This is a genomic window from Cupriavidus gilardii, assembly GCF_013314895.1.
GTDB lineage: Bacteria > Pseudomonadota > Gammaproteobacteria > Burkholderiales > Burkholderiaceae > Cupriavidus > Cupriavidus gilardii_C.
Window position 1 is genome coordinate 1 of sequence record NZ_JABTYE010000022.1, and the last position, 22,410, is coordinate 22,410.

At 68.1% G+C, this 22,410-nt stretch carries 24 protein-coding genes; 6 read left to right on the forward strand and 18 right to left on the reverse strand.

The window, feature by feature from the left end:
- Window positions 1–7 precede the first annotated feature (7 nt).
- Window positions 8–757 carry a gamma-glutamylcyclotransferase gene (locus tag HTY53_RS19480; RefSeq protein ID WP_174108148.1) on the reverse strand — a complete coding sequence of 250 codons (750 nt, stop codon included), beginning with the start codon at window positions 755–757 and terminating at the stop codon, window positions 8–10.
- A gap of 165 nt (window positions 758–922) precedes the next feature.
- Between HTY53_RS19480 and HTY53_RS19485 the strand changes: the two genes are divergently transcribed.
- On the forward strand, window positions 923–1,243 hold the full coding sequence (locus HTY53_RS19485) for a hypothetical protein (protein WP_174108149.1): 321 nt from the start codon (window positions 923–925) through the stop codon (window positions 1,241–1,243).
- A gap of 34 nt (window positions 1,244–1,277) precedes the next feature.
- Here HTY53_RS19485 and HTY53_RS19490 read toward each other — a convergent pair whose 3' ends face one another.
- From HTY53_RS19490 to HTY53_RS19515, 6 genes are all read right to left on the reverse strand, one after another.
- On the reverse strand, window positions 1,278–1,625 hold the full coding sequence (locus HTY53_RS19490; RefSeq protein WP_174108150.1) for an FKBP-type peptidyl-prolyl cis-trans isomerase: 348 nt from the start codon (window positions 1,623–1,625) through the stop codon (window positions 1,278–1,280).
- Between the two features lie 130 nt (window positions 1,626–1,755).
- A complete protein-coding gene (locus HTY53_RS19495) occupies window positions 1,756–2,304 on the reverse strand; it encodes a YaeQ family protein (protein ID WP_053821239.1) in 549 nt (182 codons plus the stop codon).
- 223 nt (window positions 2,305–2,527) lie between these two features.
- Window positions 2,528–2,851 (reverse strand): hypothetical protein, encoded by a 324-nt coding sequence (locus HTY53_RS19500; protein ID WP_174108151.1) that lies wholly within the window; start codon window positions 2,849–2,851, stop codon window positions 2,528–2,530.
- A gap of 138 nt (window positions 2,852–2,989) precedes the next feature.
- Window positions 2,990–3,373: an MAPEG family protein gene (locus HTY53_RS19505; RefSeq protein ID WP_174108152.1), complete on the reverse strand. Its 384-nt coding sequence runs from the start codon at window positions 3,371–3,373 to the stop codon at window positions 2,990–2,992.
- A gap of 61 nt (window positions 3,374–3,434) precedes the next feature.
- Window positions 3,435–3,653, reverse strand: coding sequence for an RNA-binding S4 domain-containing protein (locus tag HTY53_RS19510; RefSeq protein WP_006578670.1), 219 nt, complete (start codon window positions 3,651–3,653; stop codon window positions 3,435–3,437).
- Window positions 3,654–3,721: 68 nt separating this feature from the next.
- Complete coding sequence (locus HTY53_RS19515) at window positions 3,722–5,479, reverse strand: glutamine--tRNA ligase/YqeY domain fusion protein (protein ID WP_174108153.1); 1,758 nt, start codon at window positions 5,477–5,479, stop codon at window positions 3,722–3,724.
- A gap of 270 nt (window positions 5,480–5,749) precedes the next feature.
- Between HTY53_RS19515 and HTY53_RS19520 the strand changes: the two genes are divergently transcribed.
- The 4 genes from HTY53_RS19520 to HTY53_RS19535 all read left to right on the forward strand — a co-directional run bounded on the left by HTY53_RS19520 (window position 5,750) and on the right by HTY53_RS19535 (window position 10,465).
- The gene (locus HTY53_RS19520) at window positions 5,750–7,174 is read left to right on the forward strand and encodes a CoA transferase (protein ID WP_174108154.1); all 1,425 of its coding nucleotides are present in this window, start codon (window positions 5,750–5,752) and stop codon (window positions 7,172–7,174) included.
- A 245-nt stretch (window positions 7,175–7,419) separates the two neighbouring features.
- Window positions 7,420–8,391 carry an NAD-dependent epimerase/dehydratase family protein gene (locus HTY53_RS19525; RefSeq protein ID WP_174108155.1) on the forward strand — a complete coding sequence of 324 codons (972 nt, stop codon included), beginning with the start codon at window positions 7,420–7,422 and terminating at the stop codon, window positions 8,389–8,391.
- A complete protein-coding gene (locus tag HTY53_RS19530) occupies window positions 8,388–9,794 on the forward strand; it encodes a flavin-containing monooxygenase (RefSeq protein ID WP_217435683.1) in 1,407 nt (468 codons plus the stop codon). The genes HTY53_RS19525 and HTY53_RS19530 overlap by 4 nt, the downstream gene beginning before the upstream one ends.
- Window positions 9,791–10,465: a TetR/AcrR family transcriptional regulator gene (locus tag HTY53_RS19535; protein ID WP_174108156.1), complete on the forward strand. Its 675-nt coding sequence runs from the start codon at window positions 9,791–9,793 to the stop codon at window positions 10,463–10,465. Before HTY53_RS19530 ends, HTY53_RS19535 begins: the two co-directional genes overlap by 4 nt.
- Before the next feature lie 14 nt (window positions 10,466–10,479).
- On the opposite strand, the gene HTY53_RS19540 is transcribed toward HTY53_RS19535, so the two are convergent.
- The 9 genes from HTY53_RS19540 to HTY53_RS19580 form a co-directional block, all read right to left on the reverse strand.
- Window positions 10,480–11,082: a 2-hydroxychromene-2-carboxylate isomerase gene (locus HTY53_RS19540; protein ID WP_174108157.1), complete on the reverse strand. Its 603-nt coding sequence runs from the start codon at window positions 11,080–11,082 to the stop codon at window positions 10,480–10,482.
- 7 nt (window positions 11,083–11,089) lie between these two features.
- Complete coding sequence (locus HTY53_RS19545; RefSeq protein WP_174108158.1) at window positions 11,090–12,058, reverse strand: Bug family tripartite tricarboxylate transporter substrate binding protein; 969 nt, start codon at window positions 12,056–12,058, stop codon at window positions 11,090–11,092.
- A 45-nt stretch (window positions 12,059–12,103) separates the two neighbouring features.
- Window positions 12,104–13,612, reverse strand: a complete 1,509-nt coding sequence (locus HTY53_RS19550) for an AMP-binding protein (RefSeq protein WP_174108159.1) — start codon at window positions 13,610–13,612, stop codon at window positions 12,104–12,106.
- Window positions 13,613–13,820: 208 nt separating this feature from the next.
- Entirely contained in the window at window positions 13,821–14,438 is a 618-nt protein-coding gene (locus tag HTY53_RS19555) for a pyridoxamine 5'-phosphate oxidase family protein (protein WP_174108160.1), read from the reverse strand.
- Between the two features lie 97 nt (window positions 14,439–14,535).
- Window positions 14,536–15,405 carry a PhzF family phenazine biosynthesis protein gene (locus tag HTY53_RS19560; RefSeq protein ID WP_174108161.1) on the reverse strand — a complete coding sequence of 290 codons (870 nt, stop codon included), beginning with the start codon at window positions 15,403–15,405 and terminating at the stop codon, window positions 14,536–14,538.
- Window positions 15,406–15,509: 104 nt separating this feature from the next.
- Window positions 15,510–15,872: a type II toxin-antitoxin system PemK/MazF family toxin gene (locus tag HTY53_RS19565; RefSeq protein ID WP_174108162.1), complete on the reverse strand. Its 363-nt coding sequence runs from the start codon at window positions 15,870–15,872 to the stop codon at window positions 15,510–15,512.
- A 2-nt stretch (window positions 15,873–15,874) separates the two neighbouring features.
- Window positions 15,875–16,132 carry an AbrB/MazE/SpoVT family DNA-binding domain-containing protein gene (locus HTY53_RS19570; RefSeq protein ID WP_174108163.1) on the reverse strand — a complete coding sequence of 86 codons (258 nt, stop codon included), beginning with the start codon at window positions 16,130–16,132 and terminating at the stop codon, window positions 15,875–15,877.
- Window positions 16,133–16,290: 158 nt separating this feature from the next.
- The gene (gene ggt, locus HTY53_RS19575; RefSeq protein ID WP_174108164.1) at window positions 16,291–17,916 is read right to left on the reverse strand and encodes a gamma-glutamyltransferase; all 1,626 of its coding nucleotides are present in this window, start codon (window positions 17,914–17,916) and stop codon (window positions 16,291–16,293) included.
- Between the two features lie 49 nt (window positions 17,917–17,965).
- Window positions 17,966–18,943 carry a Bug family tripartite tricarboxylate transporter substrate binding protein gene (locus tag HTY53_RS19580; protein WP_174108165.1) on the reverse strand — a complete coding sequence of 326 codons (978 nt, stop codon included), beginning with the start codon at window positions 18,941–18,943 and terminating at the stop codon, window positions 17,966–17,968.
- A 162-nt stretch (window positions 18,944–19,105) separates the two neighbouring features.
- Between HTY53_RS19580 and HTY53_RS19585 the strand changes: the two genes are divergently transcribed.
- Window positions 19,106–19,996, forward strand: coding sequence for a LysR family transcriptional regulator (locus HTY53_RS19585; RefSeq protein WP_174108166.1), 891 nt, complete (start codon window positions 19,106–19,108; stop codon window positions 19,994–19,996).
- Window positions 19,997–20,070: 74 nt separating this feature from the next.
- On the opposite strand, the gene HTY53_RS19590 is transcribed toward HTY53_RS19585, so the two are convergent.
- Both HTY53_RS19590 and HTY53_RS19595 read right to left on the reverse strand, forming a co-directional pair.
- Complete coding sequence (locus tag HTY53_RS19590; RefSeq protein WP_174108167.1) at window positions 20,071–21,573, reverse strand: tripartite tricarboxylate transporter permease; 1,503 nt, start codon at window positions 21,571–21,573, stop codon at window positions 20,071–20,073.
- A 10-nt stretch (window positions 21,574–21,583) separates the two neighbouring features.
- Window positions 21,584–22,045 (reverse strand): tripartite tricarboxylate transporter TctB family protein, encoded by a 462-nt coding sequence (locus tag HTY53_RS19595; RefSeq protein WP_174108168.1) that lies wholly within the window; start codon window positions 22,043–22,045, stop codon window positions 21,584–21,586.
- Between the last annotated feature and the right edge of the window lie 365 nt (window positions 22,046–22,410).

Sequence of the window (22,410 nt, forward strand, 5' to 3'; positions counted from 1 at the left end):
CTCCGGTTCAGGCGGCGTCGGCCGGTTCGGTATCCGAGCCCGGTTCGCTGGCCGGTTCGCTTGCCGGGTCGCTGGCCGGTTCGGCGTCGGCGGCCTGGATCTGCCGCCACAGCCGGCCCAGATAGGGATCGTCGACGCCGTGGGTGGCCAGGCCCAGCAGGGTCTGGTGCAGATAGTCGCGCGCGGGGCCGTACAGGCCGGTGGCGCGCCGCAGGCAGGCGACCACCCGCTCGTCCGGCAGCCGGCCGGCATAGGCCTCGTGGGCGCGGTTCATCACGAAGGCGAGCGCCCGCTGCGGGGCCGCCTCGCCGTCGAGCTTCACGCGCAGCCAGCGCGGATGGTAGGCGCCGGTCATCATCTCGCGGCGCCACAGCACGCGAAATTCCTGCTCGACGACATGGCTCGGGATGCGGAACACCATGCCGTGGCAGCTGCCGCCGCGGTCCAGGCCCAGCACCAGGCCGGGGTTGTCCCAGGTGCCGCGATTGATGCGCGAATAGAGATAGAAGCCGCGGTGGTAGCCGTGCACGGTGGCGCGCCGGCGCTCGGTGTGCACCACCATCGGGTTCCAGATCAGGGAGCCGTAGCCGAACAGCCAGACGTCGCCATGCATGTCCGGCTGGTCGGGCCGGCGATCGAGGGTGGACCGCAACGAACGCTCGAGCGCGTCGTCCGACAGCAGCGACGAAGCCACCGGGGTACCGCCCAGCGTGGTCCGCAGCCGGTCCGCTTCAAGATCTTGTCGGGTGATGGCCATGGTGCAAGCATAATGCAAAGCCGGACAGCGGGAGGCTTGCTACACCACATGGCGTGGGGGATGTCGGCGTGGGGCAACGGGTGCTGCCCTACCCACTGCCGGCGGGGTGGCGGCCGATGTTGCGCCGTCCTTACAATGGCTGCCAACTACCAGGAGGGATGGACTATGGCGCGAACGCTTACGGTGGCCTTCGGCACCGGCAAGGAATTCGAGTTCACCATCGGCGATAGCGAGCTCGCGGGCATCAGCGACGATGCCGGCTGGCGCTGGTTCGATCGGGAGTATGCGGAGCTCGACTGCCAGGCTTCCAGCCCGGTGGGCAAGGTGCTGGTCATCGACAAGATCCTCAGCGTGGCGCGCTTCTCGGGCGAGCAGCGTTTCACCAGCGATCCGGACTGGGCCCGGGAGTACGCGCGGCATGCCGCGCATATCCTGGGTCGCGATCGGGTCCGCGTCGACGTGGGCAACGCGTCGATCGGCTTCTGAGCCGGGTATCGACGCGATTGCCGGAGCTACCGCCTCAGACGGCCAGCAGTTCCACTTCGAACAGCAGCGTGGCGTTCGGCGGAATCACGCCGCCGGCGCCGCGTGCGCCATAACCGAGGTCGGCCGGAATCACCAGCCGGCGCGTGCCGCCGACCTTCATGCCCTGCACGCCTTCGTCCCAGCCGCGGATCACGTGGCCGGCGCCCAGCGGGAACACGAAGGGATCGTTGCGATCCTTGCTCGAATCGAATTTGCGGCCAGCCTGGCCGTTCTCGTACAGCCAGCCGGTGTAGTGCACGGTGACGTGCTTGCCCACGGTCGCTTCGGCGCCCTGGCCGGTCACGGTGTCTTCGTATTGCAGGCCGGAAGGAGTGGTGATCATCGGTCTTTCCTTTGTGTGACTGCCCGCCGCGGCTTCGCGCCGCGACGCGCGTGGTGATTCGGGGCCCGGGACCGCGCGGCCGTGGCCGGCGTGCGCGTGGCACCGAGCCGGCAGTGTACCCGCAAGCCGCTCAGGCGTCGGCCCGCTGCCAGGTGTCCAGGCGCAGCTGCACGCTGCGCTCGTCGTCGCTGAACCAGATCTCGCCGTCCTGGATCGTCACGGTCAGCCGCATCGCGCGGCGCGCCATGCCGGCCAGCGCGTCGACCGCCTCGCCGGGTACCGCATGGACGGTCAGATTGCGCAGCTTGCCGGCCTTGCCGGCGATGCCCTTCCACCATTCGCGGGCGCTGGCGGGCTGGTAGGCGAACACGGTCACGCGCGCAGCGCGCGAGGCGGCCCGCTTGAGCCGGGTCTCGTCGGGCTGGCCCAGGTCGATCCAGTGTTCGATCTCGCCGGTCAGGCTGCGCTCCCACAGGTCGGGCTCGTCCGGTTCGTCGAGCCCGCGCGTCAGGCTCAGCGTTTCGCTCGCCTCGCAGGCGAACGCCAGCAGCCGCACCATCATGCGGGCATCGTTTTCGGACGGATGTTGCGCGACGGTCAGCGCGTGGGTGCCGTAGTAGTGCCGGTCCATATCGGAGATCGACAGCTCGGCTTTGCAGATGGTGGACTTCAGGGCCATGGGGAAGAGGGAGCAGAAAGCGGCACGCCGGCCGATGGCGCGGGCAGGATGCCCGGCACGGCCGGCCGGCAAACGGCGCATGTTACCCGATCACCGTGTGCGTGACGGTGCGGACGACATGGCAGGGAACAGCCAGGGAAAACGGCAGCGGAAACGGCAGCGGAAACGGCAGCGGAAACGGCAGCCGAAACGACAGCGCCGCACGGAATGCGCGGCGCGACGGTCAGCGGGACTTGCGGTAATCGCTGAAGTAGAAGCGCAACAGCGCGGAGGCGATCACCAGGGCGAGGAAGGCGGCGGCAATCACCATCGCCTGGCCGGCGGGGCTGTTCATCTGCCCGTTGACGCCGAGTTCGACCAGGCGGCCGATCACCAGCATCACCAGCACCGGGATCACCAGCGCGCGGCGGCCGTAGGTGCGCATCACCCAGCCGGGGAAGTTGCGCAGCAGATGGCCGACAAAATCGCGCGGAATGCTGCAGATCAAGCACGCCCCTGCGGCAGCGAGCGAAGCCGCCACCACATCCCCCAGTCCAATCCCGAACATGATTCCCCGTCCCGTCGCGCCCGGGCGCAAAAAGCCGGGGCATAAATTTTGCAAAGCGCTGATTCTACAGAAGAATTCCGAATTTCAGGTGTCGCCGGGTCGACCTGAAACAGAAGTGGGACAGAACGCAACAGACGCTCAGGGCACCAGCACCGGCAGCAGGAAAATGCCAAGCACGCACAGGAAGCCGAGCGTCCAGCACAGCGAGCGCAGCGTGGCGCGGTCGGCCAGATAGCAGACCGTGTAGAGAACCCGTATCACGATGAAGGCGATCGCCAGTTCGTCGATGCGCGCCTGGGGCGCCTGCAGGTGGCTGGCGCACAGCACCGCCGCGGCGAACATCGGAAAGGCCTCGAAGTGGTTGCGGTGGGCGAGGTCGGCCCGGCGCGCGCGGCCGGTCTGGCGCTCCAGCCAGGCGCGCGGATCGTGATTGTCGAAAGCGGGCGCGCCCCACTTGGCGATGCCCACCGTGACGATGGGCAGGATGCCGGCGATCAGCACGCACCAGAAAGCGATCGGCATGGCGTTGTCCTTGGTTCTGTCTTCGGCGATCGGCGCAGGTCGGGCGGCGCTGGCGCGGCCATCACGCCGCCACCACGCGGATCGTCACGCCAGGCAGGGTCACCACCTGGCCGGCGCGGATCTTGGCCGTCTTGCGCGATTCGGCCACGCCGTCGACCGCGACCTCGCCGGCCGCGACCAGCGCCTTGCCGGCGCCGCCGCTGTCGACCACGCCGGCCAGCTTGAGCAGATCGTTCAGCGCGATGTGCTCGCGGTCCAGCGGGAAGGTCAGGGTCTGCATGGTGAAGATTGGGTTGGGAGGTGGCGCCGGGCGCCGAACCTTCGGCGCGCCGGCGTGAGCCGCGGCTATTATTTGCCCCAGCTGTCCTTCAGTCCGACGATGCGGTTGAAGACCGGGCGGCCCGGCTGGCTGTCGACGCGGTCCGCGACGAAGTAGCCGTGCCGCTCGAACTGGAAGCGGTCCTCGGCCCTGGCCTCGCGCAGGCCGGGCTCCAGATACGCTGTGACCACGCGCTTGGAGTCGGCGTTCAATGCATCGAGGAAGTTCTTGCCGCCGGCATCCGGATGCGGGTCGTTGAACAGCCGGTCGTACAGCCGCACCTCGGCCTGCAGCGCGTGCGGCGCGCTGACCCAGTGGATATTGCCCTTGACCTTGACGCTGTCCGCGCCCGGCGTGCCGCTCTTGGTGTCGGGCAGGTAGTTCGCATGGACGGCGACGACATTGCCGTCGGCGTCCTTGTCGACGCCGGTGCATTCGATCACGTAGCCGTAGCGCAGACGCACCTTGTTGCCCGGGAACAGCCGGAAATAGCCCTTCGGCGGATTTTCGTTGAAGTCCTCGCGTTCGATCCACAGCTCGCGCGACAGCGGGAACACGCGCTTGCCGAGTTCCGGCTGCTTCGGATGGACCGGCGCCGAGCATTCCTCGCTCTGGCCTTCGGGGTAGTTGTCCAGGATCAGCTTCAGCGGATCGAGCACGGCCACGCCGCGCGCAGCGCGCGCATCGAGGTCGTCGCGCACCGCGCCTTCGAGCGTGCTCATGTCGATCCAGCTATCGGACTTGGCGACGCCGACGCGATCGCAGAACAGCTGGATCGACTCAGGCGTATAGCCGCGGCGGCGGATGCCGACGATGGTCGGCATGCGCGGATCGTCCCAGCCGTCGACGCGGCCCTCGTTGACCAGCTGCAGCAGCTTGCGCTTGCTGGTGATGGCATAGGTCAGGTTCAGCCGGGCGAATTCGTACTGATGCGGCAGCGGCTCGCGGAACACGCCGCATTCGCGCAGCTGGGCCAGCACCCAGTCGTACAGCGGGCGGTTGTTCTCGAACTCCAGCGTGCACAGCGAGTGCGTGATGTTCTCCAGCGCATCGGAGATGCAATGCGTGAAGTCGTACATCGGATAGATGCACCACTTGTCGCCGGTGCGATGGTGGTGCGCATGGCGGATCCGGTAGAGCACCGGGTCACGCATCACGATGTTCGGCGCGGCCATGTCGATCTTGGCGCGCAGCACGTGCTCGCCGTCGGCGTACTTGCCGGCGCGCATGTCGCGGAACAGCTGCAGGTTCTCTTCGACGCTGCGGTCGCGGTAGGGCGAAGGCGTGCCCGGTTCGGCGAAGTTGCCGCGGCTCGCGGCGATCTGCTCGGCGCTCTGGCTGTCGACATAGGCGACGCCGCGCTCGATCAGCTTCTCGGCGAAGGCGTACAGCTGGTCGAAGTAATCGCTGGCGTAGTACAGGTGCGCCTGCGGGTCGCCCTGCGTATCGGTGCTGTCCCAGCTGAAGCCGAGCCAGTGCACCGCGTCGATGATCGAATCGACGTACTCGGTGTCTTCCTTGACCGGATTGGTGTCGTCGAAGCGCAGGTGGCAGCGGCCGCCGTAGTCGCGCGCCAGCCCGAAATTCAGGCAGATGCTTTTGGCGTGGCCGATATGCAGATAGCCGTTGGGCTCCGGCGGGAAGCGCGTGATCACGGCGGGCAGCGGCCGGCCCTGCGCGTCGGTGCGGCCGGCATAGGTGCCGGCGGCCAGATCCTGGTCGATGATGCTGCGCAGGAAGTTCGAGGCGGCGGGCGTGCTGTCTTGGGCTTTCGGGTCGTGGCTCATGGTTTGGCCAGGTTGGGCCGCGGGTCGCGGCCGGCTTCAGGGCAGATTCGATTCTGGGCAAAGATCGGCGCGGTGTGCGCCGGGCCAGCGCGCCGCAGCCCGGGAGGGCGCGGCTTGCTGGCGGGAACCCGGGATTTTACCGTGCCGGCGCATTGCCCGCGCGCGCAATCTTTGCCGGCGCGCTAGCATGGAGTTGGCGCGCAGGGCCCGGCCCGTCCATCCGCGCCGCGTGCCCGTTCATTTCGATCGTCTTCGTTGCCGAGGAGCGCCATGTCATCGCCCGATCCTTCCGCCACCCTTGCCGCGCTATGGCGCTTCACCGGACTGCCGGAGGCCGCGCTTGCCCAGACGCGGCTGACCGGCGCCGAGCCGGTGCTGCCGTCGTCGTTTGCGGTGGGCACCGCCGCGCAGGCGAGTCTCGCCGCGGCGGCGCTGGCGGCCGCGTCGCTGTGGCAGCAGCGCACGGGCCGCTGGCAACAGGTAGCGGTCGACATGCGCCACGCCATCGCGGAATTCCGCAGCGAGCGTTATCTGCGCGTCAATGGCGGCCCCGCGCCCGAGCTGTGGGACAAGATCGCGGGCGCCTATCGCTGCGGCGATGGCCGCTGGGTCCGGCTGCACACCAATTTCCTGCATCACCGCGATGGCGTGCTGCGTCTGCTCGGCTGCGCCAACGACAAGGACGCGGTGCAGGCTGCGCTGGGCAAATGGGAGGCGGAGGCCTTCGAGACCGCGGCCTCGGACGCCGGCCTGGTCGTCGCGGCGATGCGCAGCTTCGACGAATGGGATCGGCATCCGCAAGCCGCCGCGCTGCGCGCGCTGCCGCCGATCGTGATCGAACGGATCGGCGACGCGCCGCCGCTGCCGTTACCGGATTTGCCGGCGCAGGATGCCCGGCCCCTGTCCGGCGTGCGCGTGCTCGATTTCACCCGCATCATCGCCGGCCCGGTGGCCGGCCGCACGCTGGCCGCGCATGGCGCCGACGTGCTGCTGGTCACGGCGCCGCATCTGCCGTCGATTGCGCCGCTGGTGATCGACACCGGGCGCGGCAAGCGCTCCTGCCAGCTCGATCTGCGCGACGCCGACGACAAGCACACGTTGCACAAGCTGCTGCATGGCGCCGATGTCCTGCTGCAGGGCTATCGGCCCGGCGGCCTCGCGGCACTGGGCTTTGGCCCCGAAGCGGCGGCGCGCGCCCGCCCGGGCATCGTCTACGTTTCGCTGTCGGCCTATGGCCATGTCGGCCCGTGGGCCGGCAAGCGGGGCTTCGATTCGCTGGTGCAGACCGCCACCGGCTTCAACGACGCCGAGGCGCGCGCCGCCGGCAGCGACACGCCGCGGCCGTTGCCGGCACAGGTGCTCGACCACGCCGCCGGCTATCTGCTGGCGCTCGGCGCGATGGCCGCGCTGCATCGGCGCGCCACCGAGGGCGGCAGCTGGCACGTGCGCGTGTCGCTGGCGCAGACCGGGCAGTGGCTGCGCGGACTCGGCCGGATTGACAACGGCCTGCAGGCGCCGGACCAGCGGATCGACGACATCAGCGACCTGCTGGAGGCCGTGCCGTCGGGCTTTGGCATGCTGACGACGGTACGGCACGCGGCGCAACTGTCCGAGACGCCGGCCCGCTGGGAACAGCCATCGGTGCCGCTGGGCAGCGACGCCGCGGAGTGGTTGCCGCGCGGTGGGGCGAAGTAAGGCCAGCCGGAATCCTGTCGAACCTTGCCGACGGTGGCCCCTTGACGCGCGGCCGCCGTCCTTCGCTGCCAGCGTCACGCCACGGCCGGGCCAAGCAGGGCCAAGCAGGGCCAAGCAGGGCCAAGCAGGGCGACCACCTCGATATTTTTTTGACGTGATAAAACCTACCGAGTAGTATGTTTTTACGACGAAGGCCCGCCTTCGGCAAGAACGACGACAAGAACGACGACAAGGAGATCCCAGGCATGCGGGTTCTGATCACGGGCGCAGCCGGCTTTATCGGCACCGCGCTGCAACGCGCGTTGATCGCGCGGGGAAGCCTGGCCGACCCTGGCGGCACGTCGCGCCGGATCGACGAACTCGTGCTCGCCGACCGTGCCGACGTGCCGCTGCCTGGGGACGCGCCGTGCCGCCGCACCGTGCTGCGCGGCGACCTGGCCGAGCCCGGTTTTGCCGCGCACCTGGCGGCGCTGGCGCCGGACAGCGTCTTCCATCTGGCGGCCAGCCTGACGCTGGAGGCCGAAGCCGAGGAGTCTCGCGCCTATCGCGTCCATGTCGAAGCATTGCGCGCGCTGATCGCGGGCTTCGTCAAGCCACCCCGGCTGGTGCTGGCCAGCTCGATCGCCGTCTTCGGGGGAAACTTGCCCGAGACGGTCGGCGATGGGCTGCGCGCCGAGCCCGACACGATCTATGGCACCCACAAGGCCATCGCCGAGTTGCTGCTGGCCGACTACAGCCGCCGCGGCCGCGTCGATGCGCGCGCGTTGCGCCTGCCGATCGTGCTGATCCGCGATGGGGCACCGTCGCCGGCAGTGTCCGACCGCATCGCCGCGATCTTGCGGGAGCCGCTGGCGGGCCGCGAAGTGGTGTGCGGGCTCCGTCCGGAAACACGGATGCCGGTCGCGTCGGCCCAGGCGGTCGCGCAGGCTTTGATCGCGATGCACGATCTGCCGGCGGAACGGCTGCCGCACGACCGCGCGCTGAACCTGCCGTCGCTGTCGACCACGGTGGGCGAGATGGTGGACGCCTTGCGCCGGATCGGCGGCGACGCCGCCGCGGCGCGGGTCCGCTACGAGCCGGACGCCGCCCTGCAGCGCGTGGTCGACAGCTGGCCGCGCGCCTTCACGTCCGACCAGGCCCGCGCGCTGGGCCTGCATGCCGATGCGGATGTCGACGCGGTCCTGGCGGCCTATCTCTCTGAAAAGGGGCCGGCATGAAGAACCCCGCGATCGGATTCCGCCGCAACGGCCCGACCTCCACCGGCGAGGCCGAACGGCCAGCCGAGGCGGCGATGCGCTTCAACGACCCGCTGTCGCCCGAAGTCGCCGCGCTGCCGGTCTGCATCGTCGGTGCCGGATCGTCCGGCGTCACCGCGGCCAAGGCGCTGAAGGAGAAGGGCGTCGCCTTCGACTGCTTCGAGCTGGGCTCGAAGATCGGCGGCATGTGGCGCTACGAAAACGACAACGGCATGTCGTCGGCCTATCGCAGCCTGCATATCGACACCAGCCGCACCAACCTCGGCTATTCCGATTTTCCGATTCCCGACCGCTATCCGGATTTCCTGTCGCACTACGAGGTGATCGAATATCTGGAAGCCTATGCCGACCGCTTCGGGATCCCGCCGCATATCCGCTTCAATACGCGGGTCGAGCGCGTGGAACCGGTCGGCGACGGCAGCTGGCGCGTCACGCTGGGCGATGGCAGCCGCCGCCGCTATCGCGCGGTGATCGTCGCCAACGGCCACCTGTGGGACCCGCGCTGGCCACGGTTCGATGGCGAGTTTTCCGGCGAGCAGATCCATTCGCACCACTACCGGACTGCCGAGCCGTTTCGCGACAAGAACGTGCTGATCGTCGGCATTGGCAATTCGGCGGTCGATATCGCGGTCGACGTCTGCAAGTCGGCGAACCGCACGTGGATCTCCACGCGGCGCAGCGCGTGGATCATGCCCAAATACATCATGGGTCATCCCACAGACCGCTGGTCGGCGTTCTTCGCGCGGCGCCTGCATCTGCCGACGCGTGTCACCCGCACGCTGGTGCGCTGGCTCGCGTATCTGGCCACCGGCGATCAGGCGCGCGTCGGCATTCCGCGGCCGCGCCACGCGATCTGGCGCGAGCATGCCACGCTGAGCCAGGAACTGATCCCGTACTGCGGCCATGGCTGGATCCGCATCAAGCCGAACGTCCGCAAGCTGGACGGCGACCACGTCGAGTTCGACGACGGCTCGCGCGAAGCGGTCGACGCGATCATCCACGCGACCGGCTACCGGGCCAGCTTTCCGTTTCTCGATCGACAGGTATTCGAGGTTGCGGACGGCAAGGCCGAACTCTATCGCCGCATGATGCCGCCGGACCGGCACGGCCTGTTCATGCTGGGCCTGGTGCAGCCGATCGGTCCGACCATTCCGCTGGTCGAGATTCAGGGCAAGTGGCTGGCCGCGGTGCTGGCCAACGAGATGCGGCTGCCAGGCCAGGACGGCATGCTGGCGGAGATCCGCGACCATCGGGACTACGTGTCGCGCCGCTTCGTCGGCTCGGCGCGCTACACGCTGGAGGTAGACTTCCGCCGGTACGCAAAACAGCTGTTTCGCGATATCGCCCGGGGAGGGGCGGCATGACCCCAAGCAAGCAGGAGATCCTGATTCAGGCCGCCGAATGCTTCATGGAACAAGGGTTCCATGCGACCAGCATCGACGATGTCGCGCGGCGGCTCGGCGCGACCAAGGGACGCATCTACCATCATTACGCGTCGAAGATCGACCTGTTCTTCGAGGTGCATCGCGAAGGCATGCGGCTGCTGTTCGAAGCGGTGGAGCCCGCGCGCAAGGTCGAGGGCGACGGTGTCACCGTGCTGGCGGCGATGCTGCGCGCGCATGCGGTCGCCGTGCTCGAACACCATACGTTCGAGAGCGTGGTGGCGCAGGGCGTGCAGATGCATCGCTTCGGCGCGACCACGCCGTCGCAGCGGCAGACGCTGGACGAACTGATCGCCAGCCGCGACCGCTTCGAGCAGATGTTCAAGGATCAGGCCGCGGCAGCCAGGCGCGATGGCTCGCTGGCCGCCGACGCCGATCTGTCGATCGCGGTGAAGACCTTGCTGGGCGGCATCCAGTGGTCGCTGATCTGGTATCGGCCCGAGGCCGATGCCGACGAGCGCGCGCGCGAGCGCCTGGCCGAGGCGATGGTGCGTACGCTGGTCGAGGGCATCCGCGCGCGGCCCGACCGAGCGGCGGCCACCGCCAAGGGCCGGCCGCGCAGCGTCGCCGGCTCAGGCCCGGCACGCCGGTAGGCAGGCGTCGGACCTCAGGGCGATTCCTGCAGCAGCCGTTCTACCAGCCACAGCCGATCGACGCCCCACACCGGCTCGCCGTCGACGATAAAGAACGGCGCGCCGAAGACGCCCTGCGAGACGGCATGGTCCACCGCCCGTTCAAGCCGCCGCTTTCCTTCGGGCGAGGCGATCTCCGCCGCCAGCCAGCCGGTATCGGCGCCGACCGCGGCGGCCTCCTCCAGCACCGCATCGGGATCCGTGATGTCTTCCCCGCGCGCCCACAGCCTGGCGAAGACGCGCTGCGCGAAGCGTTTCGCCTGCGCCGGATCGCGTTCGTCCAGCGCCAGAAAGGCGCGCGATGCCTTGACCGAATTGACGCCCCGCATATCGCGCTGGACGAAGGGCACGCCGAGTATCCGCGCCATCCGGGGCTTGTCGAGCCGCAGATAGTCCGACTTCAGCGGCGTCTCCATCAGCGGCTTCAGACCCATGATCTTGACTACCGTGACGCCGAGCAGGAAGGGACGCCACACCACGGTGCGGCCATGGCGGGCGGCCAACGCATCGATCTGCGTCGCGCCGAAATAGCCGTAGGGCGAGATGAAGTCGAAATAGAAGTCGATGGGGCTGGCCATCGCCGCCTCATTCCATCCTGATGTTCAGTTGCTCGATGGTCCGCCGCCAGTACGCAGATTCGCGCTGCACGCGCGCGCGGATCTGCTCGGGCGACAGGTCGGAGGCCACCATGCCCTGCGTCTGCAGCAGCGGTGCGAAGTCCGGCGCGTGCGTGGCGCCGCGGATGGCAGCCGCGAGCCGGTCCACCGTCGTGCGTGGCGTGGCGGCCGGCACATAGGTGGCGATCCAGTAGCCGGGGGCGGCGATATTGGGGTAACCCGCCTCGGCCAGCGTGGGCACGTCCGGGAACAGCGCGTTGCGCCGTTCGCCCGCGACGGCCAGCACGCGGATCTTGCCGGCCTTCTGCTGCACGACCGCCAGGCTCGCCGGCGGAAACGAAAAGCTGTACCGCCCCGACAGCAATTCCACCATCGCCGCGCCCGCGCCCTTCATCGGCACATGCTGCGCCGATACCTTCGCCTCGCGCTTGTAGAGTTCGCCGACGACATGGCTGGGAAAGCCCGCGCCGGACGATACATAGTTGGCTTTCTCCGGCCGCTGGCGCAGCAGCGTCGCCAGTTCCTGCGCCGTCTTCGCCGGGGAGTCGGCTGGCACCGCGAGCACCACGTCGCCGCCGTCGCCGACGATGGCGACCGGCATCAGGTCGCGCGAGGCGTCGTAGGGGGTGTCGTGCATCAGTGCCGGGATCGTGGTCAGCGGCCCATCGACCGAGAACAACACCGTATGGCCATCGGCCTTCGCGCGCACGACCGAGCTGACGCCGATGGTGCCGTTGGCGCCCCCGCGATTTTCGGTGACGACGCTGTGCCCGAGACTGATCTTGAGCTTTTCGGCCAGCGTGCGCGCCAGCGCGTCGCTGGGGCCGCCGGGCGCGGCCGGCACCACCAGTGTCACGGTGCGCGAGGGATAGTCGTCGGCCAGCGCCGCGCCGCTGCAGGCGAGCACCATGGACAGGAGCGTGACGAGGGCTTTCATGCTTCGCCTCCTTCGGGTGGCGGATAACGGCGAATCGGGCATGGCTCAACCTTGCGGCGCGGACGTTTCCGCTGCGGCCAGACGGCGCAGTTCGCCCTTGGCCACCTTGTTGATGCCGACCAGCGGCAGGCCGGCAAGGAAGCGAATCTCGCGCGGCACCTTGAAGCCGGCCAGCTGCGCGCGGCACGCCGCGTCGATCTCGTGTGACAACGCTGCGGTCGACACCTCCGGGTCGGACGGCACCACGAAGGCGACCGCGACCTCGCCCATGGCGCCATCCGCGCGGCCGACCACCGCGACGTCGGCCACGCCGGGCACCGCGCGCACCACGCGTTCGATCTCCGCCGGCGACACGCCTTCGCCGCCGCACTTGATCACATCGCGTGCCCGCTCGAGAAACTGGATCGAACCGTCGGCGTGGACCTTCATGCGGTCGCCGGTGCGGAACCATCCATCGTCGGTGAAGGCGGCGGCGTTGGCGTCGTCGTCATTGAAGTAGCCGGCGAACAGCGTGCGTCCGGGCTCGCCGAGGATTTCGATCTCGCCGATTTCGCCCGGCGTGAGCGAGCTGCGCCCGCTGCCCGCCATGCGCGCGGCATAGCCCGGCGCCACCACGCCGATCGCGCCCGGCGCCACCGGTTCGCCGCGGCGTCCGACGATGCCGGGCGCGACCAGTTCGGTCATGCCCCACCAGCCCAGTATCGGCACGCGGAAATGCCGCTCGTAGTCGGGCAGCCAGACCGAGTTGCACCACAGCCGGAAGTCGTGGGCGGGCGGAACCGGCTGGCGGGACAGCGCCGCACTGGTGAACTGCACGTGCGGGGCAAAGGTGCAACGACGTGCCAGCGCCACCGGCCAGAAGCGGCTCGCGGAGAAACGCGGCTGCAGCACGATGGCGGCGCCCGCCTGCAAGGCCGGCAGCACGCTCCAGGCCAGGCCGACGACGTGGTACAGCGGCAGCGGCACCAGCGCGATGTCCGATGGCAGCAGGCCGATGCCGGCCGCGCACGACTGCGCGGCCCACAGCGCGTTGGCGCGGGTCCAGACCACCGCCTTCGGACGGGACGACGTCCCCGAGGTGAACATCATGCTGCCGGGCGCGAGCGGATCCCGTTGCGCGCGTTCGGCGGCGGTATCGCGCAGGCTGGCGAAGCCCGTGGCATCGTCGGCATCGATGGCGATCCGCCAGCGCAGCGCCGGCGCCGTGCCGGGCAAGCCGCGCTGGGTCACGATGCCGATCGCGCCGGTATGGTCGGCAAAGAAAGCCAGTTCGTCGCTGGCCGACTTGGGATTGAGCACTACGCACACCGCGCCGAGCCATGCGCAGGCGAACCAGGTCAGCAGAAATTCCGGACAGTTGTTGGCATGCAGCAGCACGCGATCGCCGGGCCGCACGCCGCGCCGGGCGAGACCGCCGGCGACGCGGCGGACTTCATCGAGGAAGGCGCCGTAGGTCCACTCACGCGGGGGCCCATCGAACGGCTCCCAGGCCAGCAGCAGCCGATCGGGTTGTTCGCGGGCCCGGGTTTCGAGCAGGTCGACGATATCGTCCATGAGCCTCCCGCCGCATGCCGCTCCAAGGGTGAGCGCACGGGCAAGGCCCAGTGTAAGGAGGGCCCTGCGGCATGTCGTATGCCGTTTTGTTTTAGCGGCTTAACACGCGGTTATGGATGCGGTGATGGATGCGGTGATGGACCCGCTGATGGACGCGGTGATGGACGCGCTGATGGTCGCGGTAGTGGGCGTGGGCGCCGCAGCGGCCTCAGTACAGCGTCTGCCGGATTCGCTGCGGCAATTCGGCGTCGTACGCGCGGCCGTCGATCGCATCGCGGCTCAGCGTCGCCAGGATGGTGCCGGTGCTCGGCAGCGCGCTGCGCGGAATCTGCGCTTCGGGCGACCACAGCCGCGAACGCACCAGCGCGCGGGCGCACTGGAAGAACACCGAGCGGATCGCGATCAGCAGCACGGTGGAGGGCGCCTTGCCGTCGACCGTGCATTGCGCGATCAGCTCGGGATCGGTCGAGATCGTCGCGGTACCGGCCACGCGCAGCGTCTCGTCGACGCCGGGCACCAGGAACAGCAGCCCGACACGCGGATCCGCGATGATATTGCGCAGGCTGTCGATGCGGTTGTTGCCGCGGCGGTCCGGCAGCAGCAGCGTGCGGTCGTCGAGCACCTTGACGAAGCCCGGGGCGTCGCCGCGCGGCGAGCATTCGGCCATGCCGTCGGCCACCGTCGACAGCAGGCAGAACGGCGAGGCCTCGACGAAGGCGCGGTAGTGCGGATGCAGGTAATCGACTTCCTTGGCCAGCGAGGCCGGCGCGGGCTTGCCGTAGTGCGTTTCCAGGTCTGCCAGCGTGGTGATGGTGTGGTCGGTCATGGCGGATTGGCGGTCGGAGCGTGGTGGAGGAGTGGGGCGGCGCGGGTTTGTCGTGCCCAATGGTGGTCCGTTCGGGCAGTGCGCGGCAACGGCAAGTCTACAGCGTGACGGTGCCCCGGCCGATCTCGATCACCCGGCCGCCGACGCGGATCGCGCCATCGCCATCGTCGGCATCGACCTCCAGCCGCAGCCGGCAGGGCCGCTCGACCAGATCGCCCTGCGCGATCTCGTAACGCGCGGGCAGCGCGTGGCCGGTGGCGAGCAGCCAGCCGCCGAGGTTGGCGCAGGCCGAGCCGGTGCCCGGGTCCTCGGCCACGCCGCCGCCCTGCTTGGTGAAGAAATAGCGGGCGACCACGCGGCCCGGCTGCTGCGGATCGAAGGCGAACAGATAGGCGGTCTTGCGGCCGAGGCTGCTGGCGGGCCAGGCGTCCAGGCGGCTGCCGTCGGGGGCCGCGCGGCGCACGGCGTCCGGGCTGTTCAACGGCACCAGCAGCTGATCGGCGCCGGTATCGACCCAGATTGGCGAGCCCGCCAGGTCGTCGGCCCGCAGCCCGAGCAGCGCGGCGACTTCCGCATCGGGCAGCTGCGCCGGCGCGGTCTTCGGCTGGCCGCGATGCGGCGCGGTGAAGGTCCAGACATCGCCGTGCGCGCGCACCGGTACCACGCCAGCCTTGAACTCCAGCGTCAGCGCATCGCCGGTGTCGCGCAGCGCCCGTACCGCATGCGCGGTGCCCAGCGTCGGATGGCCGGCGAAGCGCATCTCGTAGCCGGGCGTGAAGATCCGCACCATCGCATCGGCCCGCTCCGAGGGCAGGATAAAGGTCGTCTCGGACAGATTGAACTGCAGCGCCAGCGCCTGCATCGTCGCGTCGTCCAGCCCGCGGCCGTCCTCGAACACACACAGGGGATTCCCGCCGAAGGTCGATTCGGCGAACACATTGAGCAGGCGGAAGGCGTAGGTGGGCATGGCACTAGCGTCGGGTGGGGACAGGCTGCCAGTGTAGAGAGCTCGCGCGCCGGAGCCATATACAGTTCCCTTGCCGGCAATCGGGCCAGTTGATGCCTACCGCGCTAGCCGCACAGGGAGACGATCTGATTCAATTGTTCGCAAGCCGCCGCGAAGGCATCTGCGGGCGCCTGCTTCCACGGATGGGGTTTCGCGTGCCGCCCGCGCCAATCGAAGGACTTTGGCTGGTGGGCGAGGATGTATGCCGACAGCTTGCCGACACCTTCCAGCTTGATGGCGAACGGATTAGTTTCGTTGTAGGTCGCCGTCGTCATTGGCAAGCCGATGACAATGCCAGTTTTCGCATTGAACGCCCGTGGCGACAAGACCAGCAGCGGATGCCGGTCCTTCATTTCGCGCCCAATTTGCGGACTGCATTCGATCCACACAATATCGCGGCGATCGGGTACCCACGCGCTCTTCGGCATCTCTACATCGCCTCCGCACCGACCGGTGACGACGCTGCCATGATTTCGCCGCCGTGGACGGCTGGGTCGAACAAAGCCAGTTTCTCGTCAAGCGTCATGGCTCGCTTTCCCACAGGCTTGACGGTAACGCCAACCTCTTCCACCTGCACCTCGACCTCCTGCCCCTCGACAAAGTGAGCTGACCTTGCCACTGCAGACGGAATCCGAACGGCAAGACTATTTCCCCATTTCTGGATGGTCAGTCTGGCTGCTTTGGCCATGTGAGCCTCCTGTGGCGCAAGTATCCGGTGATCGTTACCGTGTTTCAACACGTTTATACATGGTGGGGATCGAATACACAAGGCGTTGTCGAGAAGCAAAAAAACGCCGGCATGGTGCCGGCGCAATGAGTGTCCAGGGGGACGGCTGGTTGGGAACGTCAGAACCCCACCGCCTGCCCATCCCGCCGGCTGTCGCTGGCCGCGACATAGCCGTGTTCCGGGTCTTCGGACAGGCGCCAGATGAACTGGCCCGAGCCGAAGTCCATGTAGGGGTCCGCGACCGACTTGAGCTGGTGGCCGCGGTCCTTCAGGCCGGCGACGGTCGCTGGGTTCATGGTCGCTTCCACGTCCAGCGTGAAGTCGCGGTTGACCTTCCAGCGCGGCGCGCAGCAGGCGGCCTGCGGCTGCTGCTTGTAGTCGAGCATGCGCACCACGGTCTGCAGATGGCCCTGCGGCTGCATGTCGCCGCCCATCACGCCAAAGCTCATCACCGGCTGACCATCGCGGGTCATGAAGGCGGGAATGATGGTGTGGAACGGGCGCTTGCCGCCGGCCACCACGTTCGGCGACTTCGGATCCATCGAGAAGCCGACGCCGCGGTTCTGCAGGCTGATGCCGGTGCCGGGCACCACCACGCCGGAGCCAAAGCCCATGTAATTCGACTGGATGAACGAGATCATCATGCCGCTCTCGTCGGCGGCGGTCAGGTAGATGGTGCCGCCGACCTTGGGCATGCCGAAGTCGAAATGCGTGGCGCGCTTCATGTCGATCAGCCTGGCGCGCGACTTCAGGTAGCCGTCGTCGAGCATCTGCTCGGGCGTGACTTCCATGCTGCGCGGGTCGGACACATAGCGGTACAGGTCGGCGAACGCCAGCTTCATCGCCTCGATCTGCAGATGCTGCGAGTCGATCGAATCGACCGGCAGATTGCCGACGTCGAAGTTGTCCAGGATGCCGAGCGCCATCAGCGCCGCGATGCCCTGGCCGTTGGGCGGAATCTCGTGGATCTCGTAGCCGCGATACGACTTGCGGATCGGTTCGACCCAGTCCGGACGGTAGTCGCGCAGATCGGCCATCGTCATCGCGCCGCCGCACTCCTTGCTGAAGGCGGCGATGCGCTCGGCGATCTGGCCTTCGTAGTAGTCGCGGCCATTGCTGGCGCCGATGCGGCGCAGCGTTTCTGCGGCGGCCTTCATCACGAACTTTTCCCCGGTATGCGGCGCGCGGCCGTTCGGCATGAAGGTGTCGGCGTAGCCCGGCTGGTCCTTCAGGTCGGGCACCGCGGCGGCCCACTTGTGCGCGACGATCGGCGGCACGGCATAGCCGCGCTCGGCGATCTCGATCGCGGGTTCCATCAGGTCGGCGAACGGCAGCTTGCCGAAGCGCTCATGCAGCGCGGCCCAGCCCGCCACCACGCCAGGCACCGTGACGCTGTCCCAGCCGCGGATCGGCCGCTTGGCCAGACCGTTGCCTTCCTCGCCGTACTTGTTGCGGAAGTACTCGGGATTCCAGGCGGCCGGCGCCACGCCCGACGAATTCAGGCCGTGCAGCTGCTTGCCGTCCCACAGGATCGCGAAGGCGTCGCTGCCCAGGCCGCACGAGACCGGTTCGACGATGGTGATCGCGGCGGCGGCGGCGATCGCCGCGTCGACCGCATTGCCGCCCTTGAGCAGCATGCGCAGGCCGGCCTGCGCGGCCAGCGGATGCGAGGTCGATACCACGTTGCGCGCAAACAGCGGAATGCGCACGGATTGGTAGGGGTTGGTCCAGTCGAAGGTCTGCATGGTGTCTCTCTTGGCGTTATTGGGCCGTTGGCTGGCGGTTGCCCGGCGCTTAATCCGCGGTGATGTTGCGGTCCTTGATCAGTTTGCCCCAGCGGGCGCTTTCCTTGCTCACGATCGCCGCGAACTGCGCGGGCGTGCCGCCGACCGGCTCGGCGCCCAGCTTGGCCAGCCGTTCCTTGACCTCCGGCGCCTGGATCGCCTTGTTGAACTCCGCGTTCAGGCGCGCGACGAGGTCGGCCGGCAGGTTCTTCGGGCCATAGATGCCGAACCAGGTCTCGCTGACGAAGCCGGGCAGGCCCGATTCGCCGACGGTCGGCACGTCCGGCACCAGCGCCGAGCGCTTCGGGCTGGTTACCGCGAGCGCCTTGAGCTTGCCGTCGCGCACGTGCGGCAGACCGGTGACGATGCTGTCGAACAGGATATGCACCTTGCCCGAAATCAGGTCGGCGATCGACAGCGCCGTGCCCTTGTACGGAATATGCGTCAACTGAACGCCGGCCTGCGCGCTGAAGGCCTCGGCCATCAGATGCACCACGGTGCCGTTGCCGCTGGAGGCGTAGTTCAGTTCGCCGGGATGCGCCTTGGCATAGGCGATCAGTTCCTTGACGCTGTTGACCGGCAGATGATTCGACACCACCAGCAGATTGGTCGCGCTGGCGACCTGGCCGATCGGTGTGAAATCGGTCTGCACGTTGTACGGCAGGCGCGGATGGATATGCGGTCCGATCGAATGCGTGCTGCTGGTGGCGATCAGCAGCGTGTAGCCGTCCGCCGGAGCCTTGGCGGCCATGTCGGAGCCGATCGAGCCGCCCGCGCCGGGCCGGTTGTCGACCACGACCTGCTGGCCCAGATTGGCGCCGACCTTCTGCGCGATCGCGCGCGCCAGCAGGTCGGTCGCGCCGCTGGCGGGAAAGGGCACGATCAGGCGGATCGGCTTGGCGGGATAGTTTTCCGCCAGGGCGGGCGCGGCGGCGAAGGCCAGCGTTGCCGCCAGGCCGGTGCCGAGCAGGCGCAGCCAGGATGTCATTTCAATCTCCGTGGACGTAGTCGTTTCGATGCCGGCGGACCGGCCGATGGCGCATTATTCCGTGCAGCTTTACATAATGAAAGTTAATATTTCTTTTTTGCTTCTCAAGTTCTGCTTAAGGGACGCCCTGCGACGTCCGGGCTGGCTTTCTCCCATGACGCCATGAGCACCATTCGTTTTCTCCGCACCTTCGTTGCCGTCGCCGAGCACGGTTCCTTTGCCGCCGCGGCCGGCCATGTGGCGTTGACCCAGGCCGCGGTCAGCCTGCAGATGCGCGCGCTCGAGGGCGAACTGCGGCGCGATCTGTTCGACCGCACCGGGCGCGTGGTGGTGCTCAATGCCGGCGGGCGCGAACTGCTGCCGCGCGCGCGCCAGATGCTGGCACTCTACGACGACATGCGCGCCGCCCCGGAGACGCCCGAAGCGATGGCCGGGGCGGTCGCCGTCGGGGCGGTGGTGTCGGTGATGGGCGGCCTGTCCCATGTGGTGGCCAGCATGAAGACCGAGCATCCGGCGCTCGATGTGCGGCTGGTGGGCGCCAAGTCGATCGAGCTGTCGACGCTGGTCGAGGCCGGCGAACTCGATGCGGCGATCGTCGTGGAGGGGCCGGGCCGGCTGGCCGGGGCGCTGCGCTGGACGCCGCTGTATCGCGAGCCGCTGGTGGCGATCGCCGCCGCCGGCAGTGCCGCCGCGGACGCGCGCCAGGCGCTGGCGAGCCAGGCCTTCCTGCGTTTCGACCGTACCCAGCTGACCGGCATGCTGGTCGAGCGAGCCCTGCGGCGCGCGCATCTGCGCGTCAACGAATTCCTCGAACTCAATTCGATCGAGGCGCTGGTCGAGCTGGTGCGGCAGCAGGTCGGCGTGACCGTGGTGCCGCTGCTGCAGCGGGCGCGCTGGCGCGACGACGAGGCGCTGCGGGTGCTGCCGCTGGAGGCCGGCGGCGAGCCGGTATGGCGCACCATCGGCATGCTGGAGCGGCGCGATCATTCGCGCCGGCATATTACCGAGGCGATCCGGGCGGCCTGCGCGGCGCTGTTCTGCGAGTCGCGCTAGGGGCTCGTTCGCCTCGGCCAAAAAAAAACGGGGTGCCGGCTGGCACCCCGTTTCACGTGTTGCGTGCTTGCTTCTTATTCTTCCTGGAACGCTTCCTCGCGCTTGGCCTTGATCGACGGCAGGGCCACGATCAGCACCAGGATTGCGGCGGCGATCAGCAGGCTCAGCGACAGCGGACGGGTGAAGAACACCGTGAACTCGCCACGCGAGAGCAGCAGCGTGCGGCGGAAGTTCTCTTCCATCATCGGTCCGAGCACGAAGCCGAGCAGCAGCGGCGCCGGTTCGCACTTGAGCTTCAGGAACAGATAGCCCACCACACCGAAGGCCGCAGTCTGGAACACGTCGAAGGTGGTGTTCTGGACCGAGTAGACGCCGATACAGCAGAACGTCAGGATGGCCGGATACAGGAAGCGGTAAGGCACCTTCAGCAGCTTGACCCAGATGCCGATCAGCGGCAGGTTCAGGATGATCAGCATGAAGTTGCCGATCCACATCGAGGCGATCAGGCCCCAGAACAGCTGCGGGTTGCTGGTCATCACCTGCGGGCCCGGCTGGATGTTGTGGATCGTCATCGCACCGACCATCAGCGCCATCACCGCGTTGGGCGGAATGCCCAGCGTCAGCAGCGGGATGAACGAGGTCTGCGAAGCGGCGTTGTTGGCCGATTCCGGACCGGCCACGCCTTCGATCGCGCCCTTGCCGAACTCCTGCGGGTACTTCGACGACTTCTTCTCCAGCGTGTAGGCCGCGAACGACGCCAGCGAGGCACCGCCGCCCGGCAGGATACCCAGCGCCGAACCCAGCACGGTGCCGCGCAGCACCGCCGGAATCATGCGCTTGAAGTCTTCCTTGGTCGGGAACAGGTTGGTGATGCTGTCGGTGAACGTTTCGCGCTTTTCGCGCTGCTCCAGGTTCGCGATGATTTCCGCGAAGCCAAAGATACCCATTGCCACGGCGACGAAGTTCAGGCCGTCGGTCAGCTCCGGCACGTCGAACGAGAAGCGCGCGGCGCCCGAGTTCACGTCGGTACCGACCAGGCCCAGCAGCAGACCCAGCACGATCATCGCGATGGCCTTGACCAGCGAGCCCGAGGCCAGCACCACGGCGCCGATCAGGCCCAGCACCATCAGCGAGAAGTACTCGGCGGGGCCGAACTTGAACGCCAGTTCCGACAGCGGCGCGGCGAAGCCGGCCAGGATCAGCGTGGCCACGCAGCCGGCGAAGAACGAGCCCATGCCTGCGGTCGCCAGCGCCACGCCGGCCCGGCCGCGCCGCGCCATCTGGTAGCCGTCGATGGTTGTCACCACCGAGGACGATTCACCGGGCAGATTGACCAGGATCGCGGTGGTCGAGCCGCCGTACTGCGCGCCGTAGTAGATGCCCGCCAGCATGATCAGCGCCGCCACCGGGGGCAGCGTGTAGGTGATCGGCAGCAGCATCGCGATGGTCGCGAGCGGTCCCAGGCCGGGCAGCACGCCGATCAGCGTGCCGAGCAGACAGCCGAGGAAGGCGTAGGCCAGGTTCTGGAAGGTCAGGGCGGTCGAGAAGCCGATGCCCAGGTTGGTTAGCAGTTCCATCTGGCGCTCCTTAGCCGGTAATGAAGGCCGGCCACACCGGCATCTGCAGATTGATGCCGTAGACGAAGGCGCCCATGCTGATCAGCACCAGCACGATGGTGTTCAGGATCGCACCGCGCCAGGTGAACTCGTGGCTGGCCATCGACGACACCAGCACCAGCACGATCACCGACAGCACCATGCCCAGCGGCTTGAGCAGCAGGCCGAACAGCACCACCGAACCGAGGATCCACAGCAACAGCTTGATGTCCCAGCGGGCGAGCTCGTCGCCCTCGCCCTTGCTGGACAAGGACCCGATCAGCACCAGCACGCCCAGCAGGGCGAGCACGACGCCGAGCCAGAACGGGAAATACCCCGGACCCATCTTCGCGGCGGTTCCCATCGAATAGCCGCGAGCGACCCAGGAAAAGCCGAATCCGACCAGGATGAACATCAGGCCGGAGGCAAAGTCCTTTTGGCTACGTATGCGCAAAATGATTCTCCTCGATTTGACAAAACTGGCGCTTGCGGTGCTGTGAGCCGCGCGTCGAATGCGCTGGTCTCATGGTGGCGCGATGGGCCGTTGCAGCGTTTGTGCGATGCAGCGAAACCGCGCGCGGCACCCTCCCCGTCCGCAGGCAGGGGGAAGGTAAGGGCGCCACCTTTCAGTGACCTTTCAGATGTCTGCAAACTTGGTCAATGTGAGGGTATCTCCCTAGATCCTCCGGGGCCGTCGCCACGGAGCACGGCGGACGGCGATGCCGGCACCGGCGCAGGGCCGACATCCCGGTCGGCTATCATCGGCGGCGCTGCCGCCGTCATGCTGCAGCGTCGCGGCTTCGTCGTCCGTATCCCTCC

Bases quoted from the DNA above. Each gene is read 5' to 3' on its own strand.
- HTY53_RS19550 (WP_174108159.1), bottom strand. From the start codon at position 13,612: ATGGACGATATCGTCGACCTGCTCGAAACCCGGGCCCGCGAACAACCC.
- HTY53_RS19545 (WP_174108158.1), bottom strand. From the start codon at position 12,058: ATGAAAGCCCTCGTCACGCTCCTGTCCATGGTGCTCGCCTGCAGCGGC.
- HTY53_RS19590 (WP_174108167.1), bottom strand. From the start codon at position 21,573: ATGGAACTGCTAACCAACCTGGGCATCGGCTTCTCGACCGCCCTGACC.
- HTY53_RS19530 (WP_217435683.1), top strand. From the start codon at position 8,388: ATGAAGAACCCCGCGATCGGATTCCGCCGCAACGGCCCGACCTCCACC.
- HTY53_RS19485 (WP_174108149.1), top strand. From the start codon at position 923: ATGGCGCGAACGCTTACGGTGGCCTTCGGCACCGGCAAGGAATTCGAG.
- HTY53_RS19585 (WP_174108166.1), top strand. From the start codon at position 19,106: ATGAGCACCATTCGTTTTCTCCGCACCTTCGTTGCCGTCGCCGAGCAC.
- HTY53_RS19505 (WP_174108152.1), bottom strand. From the start codon at position 3,373: ATGCCGATCGCTTTCTGGTGCGTGCTGATCGCCGGCATCCTGCCCATC.
- HTY53_RS19480 (WP_174108148.1), bottom strand. From the start codon at position 757: ATGGCCATCACCCGACAAGATCTTGAAGCGGACCGGCTGCGGACCACG.
- HTY53_RS19525 (WP_174108155.1), top strand. From the start codon at position 7,420: ATGCGGGTTCTGATCACGGGCGCAGCCGGCTTTATCGGCACCGCGCTG.
- HTY53_RS19570 (WP_174108163.1), bottom strand. From the start codon at position 16,132: ATGGCCAAAGCAGCCAGACTGACCATCCAGAAATGGGGAAATAGTCTT.
- HTY53_RS19495 (WP_053821239.1), bottom strand. From the start codon at position 2,304: ATGGCCCTGAAGTCCACCATCTGCAAAGCCGAGCTGTCGATCTCCGAT.
- HTY53_RS19580 (WP_174108165.1), bottom strand. From the start codon at position 18,943: ATGACATCCTGGCTGCGCCTGCTCGGCACCGGCCTGGCGGCAACGCTG.
- HTY53_RS19500 (WP_174108151.1), bottom strand. From the start codon at position 2,851: ATGTTCGGGATTGGACTGGGGGATGTGGTGGCGGCTTCGCTCGCTGCC.
- HTY53_RS19490 (WP_174108150.1), bottom strand. From the start codon at position 1,625: ATGATCACCACTCCTTCCGGCCTGCAATACGAAGACACCGTGACCGGC.
- HTY53_RS19510 (WP_006578670.1), bottom strand. From the start codon at position 3,653: ATGCAGACCCTGACCTTCCCGCTGGACCGCGAGCACATCGCGCTGAAC.
- HTY53_RS19565 (WP_174108162.1), bottom strand. From the start codon at position 15,872: ATGCCGAAGAGCGCGTGGGTACCCGATCGCCGCGATATTGTGTGGATC.
- HTY53_RS19540 (WP_174108157.1), bottom strand. From the start codon at position 11,082: ATGGCCAGCCCCATCGACTTCTATTTCGACTTCATCTCGCCCTACGGC.
- HTY53_RS19535 (WP_174108156.1), top strand. From the start codon at position 9,791: ATGACCCCAAGCAAGCAGGAGATCCTGATTCAGGCCGCCGAATGCTTC.
- HTY53_RS19515 (WP_174108153.1), bottom strand. From the start codon at position 5,479: ATGAGCCACGACCCGAAAGCCCAAGACAGCACGCCCGCCGCCTCGAAC.
- ggt (WP_174108164.1), bottom strand. From the start codon at position 17,916: ATGCAGACCTTCGACTGGACCAACCCCTACCAATCCGTGCGCATTCCG.
- HTY53_RS19555 (WP_174108160.1), bottom strand. From the start codon at position 14,438: ATGACCGACCACACCATCACCACGCTGGCAGACCTGGAAACGCACTAC.
- HTY53_RS19520 (WP_174108154.1), top strand. From the start codon at position 5,750: ATGTCATCGCCCGATCCTTCCGCCACCCTTGCCGCGCTATGGCGCTTC.
- HTY53_RS19560 (WP_174108161.1), bottom strand. From the start codon at position 15,405: ATGCCCACCTACGCCTTCCGCCTGCTCAATGTGTTCGCCGAATCGACC.